We start from the raw sequence: 13,921 nt of genomic DNA on the forward strand, positions 1-13,921 counted from the left end.
GCCATCAGGCTCGGCCGAGGTAACGGCCGTCGCGGGTGTCGACCTTGATCTTCTCACCGGTGGTGATGAACAGCGGCACCTGCACGGTCGCGTCGGTCTCGACGGTGGCCGGCTTGTTGCCGCCGGTCGACCGGTCGCCCTGTAGGCCGGGCTCGGTGTAGGTGACCTCCAGCACGACCGAGGTCGGCAGCTCGATGTAGAGCGGCACCCCCTCGTGGGTGGCGACGGTCGCCTCGGCCTCCGGCAGGAGGTAGTTGGCGGCGTCACCGACGGTGGCGCCCAGCACGGTGATCTGGTCGAACGTCTCCAGATCCATGAAGACGTAGTCCTCGCCGTCGGCGTACAGGTATTGCATGGTGCGCTTGTCCACGGTCGCGGTCTCGACCTTGGTGCCCGCGTTGAAGGTCTTGTCGACCACCTTGCCGGACAGCACGTTCTTCAGCGTGGTGCGCACGAAGGCACCACCCTTACCGGGCTTGACGTGCTGGAACTCGACGACGGCCCACAGCTCGCCGTCCAGGTTGAGTACCAGGCCGTTCTTCAGGTCGTTGGTGGTGGCCATTTCCTGCCTTGATCATCAATTGGCGGACAGACCGGCCAAGTCTACTCGCTCTGTCGAATCGGACTCGCCCGACGAGACGAGCCCGGCTCAGGTGCCGGCGGCGACGCGCGCCGCCACGTGGTGCAGGGCCAGCCGGTAGCCGTCCACGCCCAGGCCGCAGATCACCCCGGTCGCCACCGCCGAGATCACCGAGTGGCGCCGGAACTCCTCCCGGGCGTGGATGTTGGAGATGTGCACCTCGACCAGCGGACCACGCAGCATCGCGCAGGCGTCCCGGACCGCGACCGAGTAGTGCGTCCAGGCCGCCGGGTTGAGCACCACCGGCGCCTCCTCGTCCGCCGCCTGGTGCAGCCACGCCAACATCTCGGCCTCGGCGTCGGTCTGCCGGACCACCACGTCCAGCCCCAGCTCCCGACCGTGCCGCTCGCAGTCGGCCGCCAGCTGGGCATAGTTGGTCAACCCGTACACGTCGACCTGGCGGGTGCCGAGCCGGCCCAGGTTCGGCCCGTTGAGCACGTACACCCTCACGAGCTGACCTCCGCGTACGCGGCGGCCAGCAGGTCGTCCGACGGCGCCTCCAGGATCGCCGGGCGGGTGGGGCCGTCGAGCACCACGAAGCGCAGCCGACTGCCCCGGGCCTTCTTGTCCACCCGCATCGCCGCCAGCAGCTCCGGCCAGGCCTCGGCCCGGTAGCCGGTGGGCAGGTCGAGTGCGGTCAGCACGCGGCGGTGCCGCTGCGCGTCGGCCGCGTCGAGGCGGCCGGCGAGCCGGGCCAACGTGGCCGCGTAGACCAGCCCGACCGACACCGCGTGGCCGTGCCGCCAGCGGTAGCCCTCCACCTTCTCGATCGCGTGCGCCAGGGTGTGCCCGTAGTTGAGCACCTCGCGTACCCCGGACTCGCACAGGTCACCGGCGACCACCTCGGCCTTCACGCGGACCGCGCGCTCGACCAGTTCCCGCAGCACCGGCCCGGTCGGGTCCAGCGCGGCGGCCGGGTCCCGCTCGACCAGGTCGAGGATCACCGGGTCGGCGATGAAGCCGCACTTGACCACCTCGGCCATGCCGGCGGCCAGGTCGGCCGGGGGCAGGCTGTCCAGCGTCGCCAGGTCGGCCAGCACGCCGGCCGGCGGGTGGAACGCGCCGACCAGGTTCTTGCCGGCGGCCGTGTTGATCCCGGTCTTGCCGCCCACCGCCGCGTCGACCATGCCGAGCAGCGACGTCGCCACCGGCACCCAGCGCACGCCGCGCAGCCAGGTGGCCGCGACGAAACCGGCCAGGTCGGTGACCGCGCCGCCGCCCACCCCGACCACCGCGTCGGTACGGGTGAACCCGGCCGCGCCGAGCTGGTCCCAGCAGGCGGCCGCCACGTCGACGTGCTTGCCCGCCTCGGCGTCCGGCACCTCGATCAGCAGCGGCGTCACGCCGCCCTCGCGCACCCGGCCGGCGAGCCGGTCGGCGAGCGCCTTGAGCGGGGCCGCGTGCAGGAAGGCCACCCGCTCGGCGCCGGGCAGCAGCACCGGCGGCGGGTCCAGCAGGTCACGTCCCACCAGCACGTCGTACGGCCGTTCGCCGCCGACCGGGATCCGGGTCACCTCGTCCATCGCCGGCAGCCTAGTCCAGCGCGCCCCTTCGGCGCGGCGACTGTCCACTCCTCGGGTGTTTGGGCGGCCGCATCCCGGGTAGGGCGCCCGGAATGAGCGAGACGAGGGCACACGCGACCCCACCGGAGACCGCCACCAGCATCCGGCTGCCCGCCGCCATCCTCGGCGTCGGGCTCGGCGGCTTCGTCGACGGCATCGTCCTGCACCAGGTGCTCCAGTGGCACCACCTGCTCAGCAGCACCGGCAGCGACCGGGTCGGCATCCGCGAGTACCCCGTGGACACCGTGCCCGGGCTGGAGATGAACACGCTCTGGGACGGGCTGTTCCACGTGGTCACCTGGGTGGCGGTGCTCACCGGGCTGGCCCTGCTCTACTCCCGGGTCACCAGCTCCCGGGGCCGGCTGTGGCGCTCGCCGATGCTGTGGGGCTGGACGCTTATCGGCTGGGGCCTGTTCAACCTGGTCGAAGGCATCATCGACCACCACCTGCTCGGCATCCACCACGTCCGCAGCGGCCCGAACCAGCTCTGGTGGGACCTCGGGTTCCTCGCCCTCGGCGTGGTGCTGATCGCGGTCGGCTGGGCGATCCAGCGCCGCGCCCGCGCTGTCGACCTCTGCGCGCCGGAGCGCCGGTGAGCCTGGCGCACGCCGGGCACGACGCCGGCGGCTTCCCGGCGACCGCGCTGATCCCGATCGCGTTGTTCTGGGCGTACCTGGCCGCCGCGCTGCGGCTGCGCGACCCGGGCGGACCGGGCTGGCCGCACGGCCGAACCGCGAGTTTCGGGCTCGGCGCGCTGCTGCTGGCAGCCGGGCTGCTGTGGCCCGCCGGCGACTTCGTCGGGCACATGTGGCAGCACCTGCTGATCGGGATGCTGGCACCGCTGGCACTGGTGCTCGGCGCACCGGTCACGTTGCTGCTGCGCACGCTGGACCGGCGTACCGGCCGGGCCCTCGTGCACCTGCTGCGGCATCCGGTCGCGCGGGTGCTCGGCCACCCGGTGACCGGCCTGCTGCTCACCGCGGGCGGGCTCTGGCTGCTCTACCTCACCCCGCTGTACCGGGCCACCATGGACAACCCGTTGCTGCACACGCTGGTGAATCTGCACTTCCTGCTCAGCGGCTACCTGTTCGCCTGGTCCATCGCCGGGCCGGACCCGGGCCCGCACCGCCCCCGCGTACCGGTGCGGCTGGTGGTGATCGGGTTCGGGGTGGCGGCGCACGCCACCATCGCCCAACTGCTCTACGCCGGGCTGTTCGTGGACGTGCCGGCGACCACTGCCGAGCTGCGGGCCGGGGCCACGCTCATGTACTACCTCGGCGACCTGGCCGAGATCGCGCTGGCGCTGGCGCTGCTCGCCACCTGGCGGCCCGAACCGGCCCGACGCCGCCGCGCCGGACGCCGGGCGGCCGGGACCGCTGCCGCCAACGCCTGACCGGCCCACCCCGCGCCGGCACCGACCGCCCCCGGCCGGCACGCCACCTCACCGCCCATGGCGTTCCACCCACCCGCCTCCACGCCGACTGGAACACCACGGGTGCCATAACGCCGACGAGACACCCGCGGCGTTCCACCGAGGGAGCCGGGGGCGGGGCGGGTCAGGGCTTGAGCAGGGCGGCGATCTCCGCCGCCAGTTCCTGCGGCGTACGCCCGTCGGTGACCACCGTCGCGGTCGCCACCTCGGCGTAGAGCGGGCGGCGCTGGTCCATCAGATGCTTGAGCGTGGCGCGCGGGTTCAACGCGAGCATCGGGCGGCTGGCACCCAGACCGACCCGCTTGAGCGCGTCGGGCAGCTCCACCGACAGGTGCACCACCGTGTGGCCGATCAGCGCGGCCCGGTTCTCCTCGGCCAGGACCGCGCCGCCGCCGAGCGCGAGCACGCCCGCGTGCGACGCGAGCGCCGCCGCCACGGCAGCTCGTTCGAGGGTACGGAAGTGCTCCTCCCCCTCGTCCACGAAGATCTCCGCAATCGGCTTGCCGGCGAGGTTCTCGATGTCGGCGTCGGTGTCCCGGAAGCCGACGCCGAGCGCCTCGGCGAGCGCCGTGCCGACGGTGGTCTTGCCGGAGCCGGGCGCCCCTACCAGCACACAGACCGGCCGGGTCATCTGATCACCATGCTGTCGAGGTAGCCGGTCAGGTTACGGCGCATCTCGGCGACCGAGTCGCCGCCGAACTTCTCCACCGCCGCCTCGGCCAGCACCAACGCGACCATCGCCTCGGCGACCACCGCCGCCGCCGGCACCGCGCAGACGTCGGAACGCTGGTTGATCGCGGTGGCCGGCTCGCCGGTGGTCACGTCGATGGTGGCCAGCGCCCGGTTCAGCGACGAGATCGGCTTCATCGCCGCCTTCACCCGCAGCGGCTCACCGGTGGTGATGCCGCCCTCCAGCCCGCCGGCCCGGTCGGTGATCCGCCGCACCCCGGTGGCGGAGGGCACGATCTCGTCGTGCGCCTCGGAGCCACGCGAGCGCGCCTGCTGCCACCCGTCGCCGATCTCCACACCCTTGATCGCCTGGATCGACATCAGCGCGGTTGCCAGGCGGGCGTCGAGCTTGCGGTCCCACTGCACGTGGCTGCCCAGGCCGGGTGGCACTCCGTACGCGAGCACCTCGACCACGCCGCCGAGCGTGTCAGCGGCCTTCTTCGCGGCGTCGACCTCGGCGACCATCCGGGCGCTGGCCTCGGCGTCGAGGCAGCGCAGCGGGTCGGCGTCGATGCGCGCGGCGTCCTCCGGCGTGGGGCGCAGGCCCGGCTTCACCGCCACCGGGCCCAGCTCGACCACGTGCGAGACGATCTCGACGCCGAGCGCCTGCCGCACGAGCGCCTTGGCGACGGTGCCCACGGCGACCCGGGCGGCGGTCTCCCGGGCGCTGGCGCGCTCCAGGATCGGCCGGGCGTCGGTGTGGCCGTACTTCTGCATGCCGGCCAGGTCGGCGTGGCCCGGCCGGGGCCGGGTCAGCGGCGCGTTGCGCGCCTGGCGGGCCAGCTCCTCCGGGTCGACCGGGTCGGCAGCCATCACCGTCTGCCACTTCGGCCACTCGGAGTTGCCCACCCGGATCGCGACCGGGCTGCCGAGCGTCACCCCGTGCCGGAGCCCGCCGATGATCTCGACCTCGTCCTGCTCGAACGCCATCCGGGCGCCCCGGCCGTAGCCGAGCCGGCGCCGGGCCAGCTCACCGGAGATCTCCCCGGTGGTCACCTCGATGCCGGCGGGCACGCCCTCCAGCATCGCGACGAGGGCGGGTCCGTGCGATTCACCTGCAGTCAGCCAGCGCAACACGGGGGTCAGTCTGTCACGTCGGGCGAGCGGAGAGGCGGCGTGCCCGGGGCGTCCCGCCCAGCGGACGTCACCAGCGCGACCACGCCGGACATCTCCGCACCGGACGACAAACCACCCCCGGACCCGGAAGGTCCGAGGGCGGCTCGCCGTCCTTCGTCGGTCAGCTTCGTCGACCGGCACCTCGCCGGCCATGGCGGGCGGCGACGACCGCCATCACCATGCCGGCCAGCGAGAGGACCAGGGCGATCACGGCGACGAAGACACTCCTCTCCAGTACGAGGAAGAACGCTACGGCGCCTGCAACCATGGCGAACAATCCCGCGAACAGCCGATTCGGCATCTCACGACTCCTCTCCTGGCGGCCACGGCTCATCAGGTACACCGCTGGGGGTATCACCGCCAGTATCCAGACTGACGAACCGGAGCTGTCGAGCAATCTCTGGAAGGCCAGTCCCACCAGGTAGCCGGCGCCCGCGAGCGTGGCGACAACGAGCGCATGTGTTGCGATCCGTGACGACCTGCTCACCAGAGCCCTCCCATCTCGCCTCTTCTGCATTAGACCTTGCTGGCGAAGATTCCACCCACCTTCCCAGCCGCCCATCCGCCACCGAGACCGAGCAGGCCTCCTCCGGCGCACTTCGCCAATGCCATACCGGCACCTTCGCCGGAGAGGTAGGACTCGATTCCTGCCGCCGCGCAGCCCGCGGCGAAGGCACCGGCGAGCGGAGCCCCAGCGGCCGAGAACAGCACCAGGGCAGCCGCTCCCACCAGGCCCCCCACCGCGAACTCGAGGAAACCGTGTCCACTTGGGTCGACGTTCTTGACGGGGTCACCGCCGGCATAGGTGTACGGGAAGTCCTTACCCGACGGATCCCGCTGGGTGAACCGGCCCAGGCCACCGTCGTAGTAGCGGGCACCGAACTTGGTCAGGCCGGTCCCCCCGTCGAACTGACCTGCGGCGTACCGCCACGGGTTGGAGACCTGCTGCGACGCGGACAACTGGTTGCCGTACGGGTCGTAGCTGTAGGAGTTGACCTTGGTGGCGTTGCCGTTGACCACGCCCACCACCGAGCCGAGCCCGTCGACCAGGTAGTAGTACCGGACGCCGTTGGCCCGCATGCCGATCAGCGAGCCGCTGTTGTCCCGGGTGTAGTGATCGGTGGTCCCCGGCGCCGGGTCCGTCGAGTTGGCGGTCACGGTGCTGCTGACGCCGGCCGGAGTCCTGGCCGAGGCCACGCCCAGGGTCGAGGTGACGTACGTGGTGGAGCCAGCGCCCCGCCGCTCGGTCTGGTCGGCGCCACCGTAGGCCAGTGGAGCCAACGCCGTGCCACCCGGCTTCGTGATCGAGGTGGTCTGGTTGTTCACCGAGTTGTAGGAGAACGCCCAACCCGACGACGAGCCGGTGGTGTTGCCGTTGGTGTCGTACGAGTAGGTAGTCGATCCGGCCGAGGTGAGCTGGTGGGCGTTGTTGTAGCTGTACGACGTGGTGCTGCCGCTCTCCGTCTTGGAGGTGCGGTTGAAGTTCTCGTCGTAGTCGTAGCTGCGGGACAGCGCGCCGGAGGCACCGGTGAACCGGTTGAGCTTGTCGTAGGAGTAGGTGGTCGTGCCGTTGAGGTCGGTGACCTTCTGCCGCTGCGCGGTGTCCACTGTGACCCCGTTTACCACCTTCGAGTAGTTGTAGGTGAACGAGGAGAGCTTCGCCGCCGTGCTGTCGTTGGTGGCGGTGATGGAGGTCTGCCGGCCCGACTTGTCATACTTCATCTCTACGGTGATCCGCGGCGACGTCGGCAGGTACATGAACCGGCGGCGGTTGTTCTCGTCGTAGGTGAAGGTGACCGCCGTGGCGGCACCCGGCTCCAGCAGCGAGGTGAGCAGGTTGACCTGGTTGTACGCGTAGGTCACCGAGCCGCCGCCGTCGGTGTACTTCGTCAGGTTGCCGTTGCGGTCGTACTCGTGGACGAGGTTCGCCGAACCGGGCACCGACTTGCCGGTCTGCCGGCCGAACCGGTCGTAGGCGAAGGTGGTGATGCCGGTCGGGTCGGTGACCTGGGTGAGGTTGCCCTTGGCGTCGTAGGTGTAGTTGGTCCGGACGTCCTTGCCGTCCTCGCGCCACTTCACCGTGCCGTTGGAGTTGTGATCCGCCCTGTCAGTCGGGTGTGTCGAAGGCGAGGTGTTGTCAGCGGTGGCTTCGCCTCGGGCAAGGCGGCGGAGCATGCCGCCGAGGGCGGCCCATCGGATCATGGCCTCGGACGTTGCGCAGTGGGTTTCGTAGTCGCGGGCCAGGCGCCGTGGCGGTGAGCCAGGCCGGGGTCCGCTCCATGACCCAGCGGCCAGACGGTGGCCTCAGCCGGGCCGGGCCACCGTCAGCGCGGCGCGCATCGCCTCGCGCCGGGCGGGGACGCCGGTGAAAACCTCGAACTGGCCGACCGCCTGGGCCAGCAGCAGATCCAGCCCGGAGACCACCCGGCATCCCGCGGCGAGCGCCGCCACGGCGAGCGGTGTCGGCCACGGGTCGTAGACGACGTCGAAGAAAACCGACTCCGGCCGCCAGTCGAAATTGTCGGCGAGCGGATCGGCGACGCCCTTGGGCACTGTGGAGATCACCACGTCGGCGCGGGCGTGCGCGGGCGCCCCGTCCCACTCGGCACCGGCGAGCGGCATGCCAGCCGCCGCCGCGACCGGACGCAGCTCGTCGACCGCCTCCGCGCGGCGGGCCACCACAGTCACCTCGGCCGCCCCGATCCGGGCCGCCGCCGCGATCGCGGCACGTGCGGTGCCGCCGGCGCCGAGCACGGTGACCACCGCCCCGGCCACGCAGCCGGCGCCGGTGAGCACCTCGACCATGCCGGTGACGTCGGTGTTGTCCGCGTACCAGGTGCCGTCGGGCCGGCGTACCAGCGTGTTGGCGGCACCGACGGCGGCGGCGACCGGCGAGACCTCGTCGGCCAGCGCGAGCGCCGCCTCCTTGCCCGGCATGGTCACCGACAGCCCGGCCCACTCCGGGCCGAGGCCTGCGACCAGGCCGGGCAGCTCGTCGGCGCCGGCTTCGATCCTGGTGTACGACCAGCCGGTCAGCCCGGCCGCCGCGTACCCGGCGTTGTGGATCGCCGGGGAGAGCGAGTGGGCGATCGGCCTGCCGACGACCGCGGCACGGCGGGGATCGGCCATCAGATGATCCCGGCCTCCTTGGCCTTCCGCTCGTTGCGCAGTTGCTCGTCGTAGGTATCGGCGAACGCGGAGCGGCCGTCCTTGCTGATCGCCACGAAGTAGAGCCACTTGCCCGGCGGCGGGCGCAGCGCGCCCTCCAGCGCCTCCTTGCCCGGGTTGTTGATCGGCGTGGGGATGAGGCCCCGCAGTTTGCGGTTGTACGGGTTCTTCGGATTGTCCAGCTCGGCGCCGCTCATGTCCTTGGACGCCTTTGTCTTCTGCCCGGTCAGTTCCAGGTAGTAGTTGACCGTGACGTCCATCTCCAGGCAGTTGCAGTCGAACTCGCCGTAGACCCGGTTGTACGCCACCCGGGCGACCTTGCCCAGGTCGACCTTGTTTCCGGCCTCGGCCTGCGCGAGCGAGGCGACGATTAGCGCCTCGTAGGGGGTGATGCCGCCGCGTTCCTTCTGCACCTTCTCGGCGTACTGCATGCCGGAGGTGACGGTGAGGAAGTTGTCCACCATCAGCTTGAGCACCGTCTCGGCGGTGGCCTTCGGCGGGATCTCGTAGGTGTCCGGGAAGAGGAAGCCCTCGATCGACGGCTTGACCGTCTTGCCGTCGGACCGCTTGAACCACCAGTCCGGTATGCCGAGCGCCACCGGGTCCTTCGCCGCCGCCTCGAAGTCCTTGACCGGGATCTCGGTCTGCTTGGACAGCCGCTGGTAGACGTTCTTGGCGGTGAGCCCTTCGGGGATGGTGATCCCGCTGACGATCTTGTTCTTGAGGTCCAGCAGGGCCGAGACCGCCGCGTCGCCGCTCATCTGCTTGCGCAGCTTGTACGTGCCGGGCTGGATGTTCTTGCTGCGCGAGTTCTCCTCGGCCGCCTCGATGAACGCCTTGGTGCTCTTCACCACGTCCGCTGCGACGAGCGCGTTGGCCATGTCGGCGATCAGCGCGCCCTGCTTGATCTCGACGGTCGCCTCGCCGGTGCCGGAACCGTCGTAGTCGGGGGTGACGAAGTAGTTCTGGACCCGGTCGAAGCCGTAGAACGCGCCGCCACCGATGCCGCCCAGCAACACGAACGCGAGCGCGAGGGCGAGCAGGGTCTTCCCCCGACCGCCGCCGGACTTGCCCTGCCGTCGGCGCACCGCGCCGCGCCGGTGCCGGCCCTTCTCCCCCCTGTCCTGGTCGTCGAACCCCAGATCAAGATCGTCGATCATTGCGTCCGCCTCCGCTGTGCGTCCAGCCAGCTCTGCAGAATCTCCACCGCGGCGGCCTGGTCGACCACCGCTCGTTGGCGCTTTCCCCGGACGCCCCGTTCGGCCAGCCTACGACTCGCGACGACGGTCGACATCCTCTCGTCCGTCAGCGTCACCGGAATCGGCCCCATTACATCGGCCAAACGGGTGGCATAGGCTGATACGTTCGCCGCCGCCGGGCCGTGCTTGCCGGCGAGGTTGACCGGCAGCCCGACCACGACGCCCACCGCCTCGTGCTCGGCGGCCAACCGGACCAGCTCGGCCATGTCGGCGGGCACCGCGTCCGGTTCCGCGGTCAGGTCGCGGGCCAACGTGACAAGTGGCGTGGCGAGGATGCCGTGCGGGTCGCACCGGGCCACACCCACCCGGACCTGACCGACGTCCACACCCAGCCGGACCCCACGGGACAGCTCAGCCATCTACCGGACCTCTCCCCCGCCGGTACGGGCCAGGGCGGACCGGCCGGCCCGCCCTGGCATCGATCGGTGCTCTCATGCCGCGTCGGCGACCGCCCGCTCGACGGTGACCAGCAGGGTCGGCGCCTCCGTGGCGGGCAGGCCGCCGCCCTGGGCCAGGTCGTCGCTGCCACCGCCCCGGCCGGAGAACGCCGCCTTGACCAGATCCTTCGCGCTCAGGTTCCGCCCCCGCGCGGCCTGGTTGACGGCCACCACGAGCGACGCTTTGCCGTTGGCGCGGGCCGCCACCGCGACCACCGCCGGGCGGGCCGCGTCGATCCGGCCCCGGATCTCCTGCGCGAGGGTCCGCACGTCGTTGGCCGCCGCGCCCTCGGGCGCCTCCGTACCCACGTACGCGACCCCGCGCACGTCCTTCGCCTGCGCCGCCAGCGCGCCGGCACCGCCGAGCACGAGCTGGGCGCGCAGCTTCTCCAGCTCCTTCTCCGCGTCCCGCAACTGGGTGACGGTCTGCTCCACCCGGTCGGCGACCTGCTCCCCCGGCACCCGGAACAGCTCGGCCAGCCGGGACACCAGCAGGTGCTCACGCGCCAGGAAGCCGAACGCGTCCATGCCGACGAGCGCCTCGATCCGGCGTACGCCGGAACCCACCGACGCCTCGGACAGGATCTTCACCAGGCCGAGCTGGGCCGAGCGGGCCACGTGGGTGCCGCCGCACAACTCCCGGGCGTAGTCGCCGACCTCGACGACCCGGACCCGCTCGCCGTACTTCTCGCCGAACAGGGCCATCGCCCCGATCCGGCGGGCCTCCTCCTGGCTGGTGATGAACGCGTGCACCTCCAGGTCGGCCAGGAGCACCTCGTTGACCTGCTGCTCCACGTCGTGCAGCACGCTCGGCGCCACGCCCGTCGGGGTGTTGAAGTCGAACCGCAGCCGGCCCGGCGCGTTCAGCGAACCCGCCTGCGTCGCCGACTCGCCGAGGAAGTTGCGCATCGTCTGGTGCACCAGGTGCGTCGCCGTGTGCGACCGGGAGATCGCCCGCCGCCGGGACGCGTCGATCTCGGCGTACCCGGTCTCCCCGGCCCGCACCTCGCCGCGCACCACCCGGGCCCGGTGCACGATCAGGCCGGGCACCGGCTGCTGCACGTCGAAGACCTCGACCTGGCCGCCGCCGACCGTGATCAGACCCTGGTCGGGCTGCTGCCCGCCGCCCTCGGCGTAGAACGGGGTGGTGTCGAGCACCAGCTCGACCGTGTCGCCCTCGACCGCCGCGGGAACGGTGGCGCCACCGGCCAGCAGCGCGCGCACCCGGGACTCCCGGTGCAGCTCGGTGTAGCCGGTGAACTCCACCGGCCCGCCGCCGTCGAGCACCGACCGGTACGCCGACACGTCGGTGTGCCCGGTCTTGCGCGCCTGCGCGTCGGCCTTGGCCCGGTTGCGCTGGTCGGCCATCAGCCGGCGGAAGCCGTCCGCGTCGACCTGCAACCCCTGCTCGGCGGCGATCTCCAGGGTGAGGTCGATCGGGAAGCCGTACGTGTCGTGCAACTGGAACGCCTTGTCACCCGACAGCGCCGGCTTACCGGCCGACTTGGTCTCGGCGATGGCGGTGTCCAGGATGGTGGTGCCGGCGCGCAGCGTGGCGAGGAAGGCGTCCTCCTCGGCGTACGCGTACTGGGAGATCCGGCCGAACTCCTCGGCCAGCTCCGGGTACGACGGGGCCATGCAGTCCCGGGCCACCGGCAGCAGCTCCGGCAGCGCCCGGTCCTGGTAACCGAGCAACCGCACCGCCCGGACGGCCCGGCGCATGATCCGGCGCAGCACGTAGCCGCGGCCCTCGTTCGACGGGGTGACCCCGTCGCCGATCAGCATCAGCGAGGTACGCACGTGGTCGGCGATCACCCGCAGGCGCACGTCGTCCGGGTGCGACTGGTTCGCCGCCTGCCCGGAGTGCGCGCCGTAACGCTTGCCGGTCAGCTCGGCGGCCCTGTCCAGGATCGGCCGGACCTCGTCGATCTCGTAGAGGTTGTCCACGCCCTGCAGCAGCGAGGCCATCCGCTCCAGGCCCATGCCGGTGTCGATGTTCTTCGCCGGCAGGTCACCGAGGATCGGGAAATCCTCCTTGCCGGCGCCCGGGCCCCGCTCGTACTGCATGAAGACGAGGTTCCAGAACTCCAGGTAGCGGTCCTCGTCGACCTCCGGGCCACCCTCGCGGCCGTAGGCGGGCCCCCGGTCGTAGTACAGCTCGGAACACGGGCCGCACGGGCCGGGAATGCCCATCGACCAGAAGTTGTCGGCCTTGCCCCGGCGCACGATCCGCTCGTCCGGCACGCCGGTGCGGCGCCAGATGTCGTACGCCTCGTCGTCGTCGAGGTAGACGGTGGCCCAGATCCGCTCCGGGTCCAGCCCGAACCCGCCCGCGTCGGCGGGCTTGGTGGCCAGCTCCCAGGCGAGCGGGATCGCCCCGGACTTGAAGTAGTCACCGAAGGAGAAGTTGCCGTTCATCTGGAAGAACGTGCCGTGGCGGCTGGTCTTGCCGACCTCGTCGATGTCCGGCGTGCGGATGCACTTCTGCACGCTCGTCGCCCGCGAGTACGGCGGGGTCTGCTGGCCCAGGAAGTAGGGCACGAACTGCACCATGCCGGCGTTGATGAACAGCAGGTTCGGGTCGCTGATGGCGGGCAGCGGAGCGGACGGCACCACGGCGTGCCCGTTCGCCTCGAAGTGGGCGAGGAACCGCCGCTTGATCTCCGCCGTCTTCATCGCTGGGGGTCCTCCGGGAAAATCTCTCGATCGCCGATCCGCGGGTCCTCCCGCAGCTCGGCGAACTGATCGTCGTACATTTCGCCACGGGCGAAGGCTTCGTGGATCTCCTGCTCACGCTCGGCCATCCCGGCCCGGACGTCGTCCACGAACGCCCGCATCGACTCGACCAGACCGCCTGCGGACTCGGACAGCCCGCTGGCGATGCCCGCCGGGGTGTACGCCTGCGCCGTCCGGGTGGCCTTGCGCACCACCAGGACACCCACGGCCAGGCCGATGCCCAGCCAGAACAACCGCCTCATGCTCTCATCCCTCCGCGTACGCCGGTCGAGGTCAGCGGTTGCCGCGCTTGGCGGCCCGGCGCTGCTGCTTGATCGTGTCGCGCACCTCGCGCTCGGTCTCGGCGTGCCGGCGGGCGGAGGCGGCCCGGCGCACGCCGTACCCGAACGCGGTGATCTTGACCAGCGGGTTGGCGGCGGCGGCCGAGACCACGGTGGCCAGGTTCGCCACGTTCGCGGTGACGTTCTGCGCGTGGTTGGTCATCGTGTCCACCTTGGCGAGCTGCAGGTTCACCCCGTCCAGCGAGGTCTGCACCTGCTCCAGTGCCACGTTGACGCTCTTCACCGTGGTGTTCACGTCGCCGAGCAGCGGCGCGGTGCGGTCGTTGAGGTCGTTGATCATGCGGGTGGTCGCGTCCACGGTGTGTCGCAGCCGCAGGATCGGAACCGCCAGCACGAGCACCAGCATCAGGAACGCGCCGGCCAGAACCAGCCAAGCGACCTCGCTACCGTTCACGCCCACGTCCTCCTCAAGCAGTGTCCCGGGACCCGACGCCCCACGACGCGCGACCGTACCTATCCATTTCGCACCACGCCGACCCGGTCACCGGGCCCGGACGGGCG

Annotated in this window: 15 protein-coding genes; 2 read left to right on the plus strand and 13 right to left on the minus strand. The window is 71.4% G+C overall.

What is annotated here, in order from left to right; all coding sequences use genetic code 11:
* Positions 1–4 precede the first annotated feature (4 nt).
* The 3 genes from efp to aroB form a co-directional block, all read right to left on the minus strand.
* Positions 5–562 carry an elongation factor P gene (gene efp, locus ACLQ2X_RS06860; protein WP_425680105.1) on the minus strand — a complete coding sequence of 186 codons (558 nt, stop codon included), beginning with the start codon at positions 560–562 and terminating at the stop codon, positions 5–7.
* An 87-nt stretch (positions 563–649) separates the two neighbouring features.
* A complete protein-coding gene (aroQ, locus tag ACLQ2X_RS06865) occupies positions 650–1,090 on the minus strand; it encodes a type II 3-dehydroquinate dehydratase (protein ID WP_425680106.1) in 441 nt (146 codons plus the stop codon).
* Positions 1,087–2,163, minus strand: coding sequence for a 3-dehydroquinate synthase (gene aroB / locus ACLQ2X_RS06870; protein ID WP_425680107.1), 1,077 nt, complete (start codon positions 2,161–2,163; stop codon positions 1,087–1,089). The genes aroQ and aroB overlap by 4 nt, the downstream gene beginning before the upstream one ends.
* A 92-nt stretch (positions 2,164–2,255) precedes the next feature.
* On the opposite strand from aroB, the gene ACLQ2X_RS06875 reads away from it, so the two are divergent.
* Complete coding sequence (locus ACLQ2X_RS06875; RefSeq protein WP_425680108.1) at positions 2,256–2,798, plus strand: DUF2243 domain-containing protein; 543 nt, start codon at positions 2,256–2,258, stop codon at positions 2,796–2,798.
* Positions 2,795–3,595 (plus strand): cytochrome c oxidase assembly protein, encoded by an 801-nt coding sequence (locus ACLQ2X_RS06880; RefSeq protein ID WP_425680109.1) that lies wholly within the window; start codon positions 2,795–2,797, stop codon positions 3,593–3,595. Before ACLQ2X_RS06875 ends, ACLQ2X_RS06880 begins: the two co-directional genes overlap by 4 nt.
* Before the next feature lie 163 nt (positions 3,596–3,758).
* Here the strand turns inward: ACLQ2X_RS06880 and ACLQ2X_RS06885 are convergent, their stop codons facing one another.
* The 10 genes from ACLQ2X_RS06885 to ACLQ2X_RS06930 form a co-directional block, all read right to left on the minus strand.
* The gene (locus ACLQ2X_RS06885) at positions 3,759–4,265 is read right to left on the minus strand and encodes a shikimate kinase (RefSeq protein WP_425680110.1); all 507 of its coding nucleotides are present in this window, start codon (positions 4,263–4,265) and stop codon (positions 3,759–3,761) included.
* Entirely contained in the window at positions 4,262–5,440 is a 1,179-nt protein-coding gene (gene aroC, locus ACLQ2X_RS06890) for a chorismate synthase (RefSeq protein ID WP_425680111.1), read from the minus strand. Before aroC ends, ACLQ2X_RS06885 begins: the two co-directional genes overlap by 4 nt.
* 160 nt (positions 5,441–5,600) lie before the next feature.
* A complete protein-coding gene (locus ACLQ2X_RS06895) occupies positions 5,601–5,966 on the minus strand; it encodes a hypothetical protein (protein ID WP_425680112.1) in 366 nt (121 codons plus the stop codon).
* A gap of 29 nt (positions 5,967–5,995) precedes the next feature.
* On the minus strand, positions 5,996–7,558 hold the full coding sequence (locus ACLQ2X_RS06900) for an RHS repeat-associated core domain-containing protein (protein ID WP_425680113.1): 1,563 nt from the start codon (positions 7,556–7,558) through the stop codon (positions 5,996–5,998).
* A 225-nt stretch (positions 7,559–7,783) separates the two neighbouring features.
* Positions 7,784–8,608: a shikimate dehydrogenase gene (locus tag ACLQ2X_RS06905; protein ID WP_425680114.1), complete on the minus strand. Its 825-nt coding sequence runs from the start codon at positions 8,606–8,608 to the stop codon at positions 7,784–7,786.
* Positions 8,608–9,807: an endolytic transglycosylase MltG gene (mltG, locus tag ACLQ2X_RS06910; RefSeq protein WP_425680115.1), complete on the minus strand. Its 1,200-nt coding sequence runs from the start codon at positions 9,805–9,807 to the stop codon at positions 8,608–8,610. Before mltG ends, ACLQ2X_RS06905 begins: the two co-directional genes overlap by 1 nt.
* The gene (gene ruvX / locus ACLQ2X_RS06915) at positions 9,804–10,265 is read right to left on the minus strand and encodes a Holliday junction resolvase RuvX (protein WP_425680116.1); all 462 of its coding nucleotides are present in this window, start codon (positions 10,263–10,265) and stop codon (positions 9,804–9,806) included. The genes mltG and ruvX overlap by 4 nt, the downstream gene beginning before the upstream one ends.
* 72 nt (positions 10,266–10,337) lie before the next feature.
* Positions 10,338–13,019, minus strand: coding sequence for an alanine--tRNA ligase (alaS, locus tag ACLQ2X_RS06920; RefSeq protein ID WP_425680117.1), 2,682 nt, complete (start codon positions 13,017–13,019; stop codon positions 10,338–10,340).
* The gene (locus ACLQ2X_RS06925) at positions 13,016–13,321 is read right to left on the minus strand and encodes a DUF6167 family protein (protein WP_425680118.1); all 306 of its coding nucleotides are present in this window, start codon (positions 13,319–13,321) and stop codon (positions 13,016–13,018) included. Before ACLQ2X_RS06925 ends, alaS begins: the two co-directional genes overlap by 4 nt.
* Positions 13,322–13,352: 31 nt before the next feature.
* Positions 13,353–13,814, minus strand: coding sequence for a DUF948 domain-containing protein (locus ACLQ2X_RS06930; protein ID WP_425680119.1), 462 nt, complete (start codon positions 13,812–13,814; stop codon positions 13,353–13,355).
* Positions 13,815–13,921: the final 107 nt, after the last annotated feature.

Origin of the sequence: Micromonospora sp. DT31 (assembly GCF_049841795.1) — a bacterium.
GTDB lineage: Bacteria > Actinomycetota > Actinomycetes > Mycobacteriales > Micromonosporaceae > Micromonospora.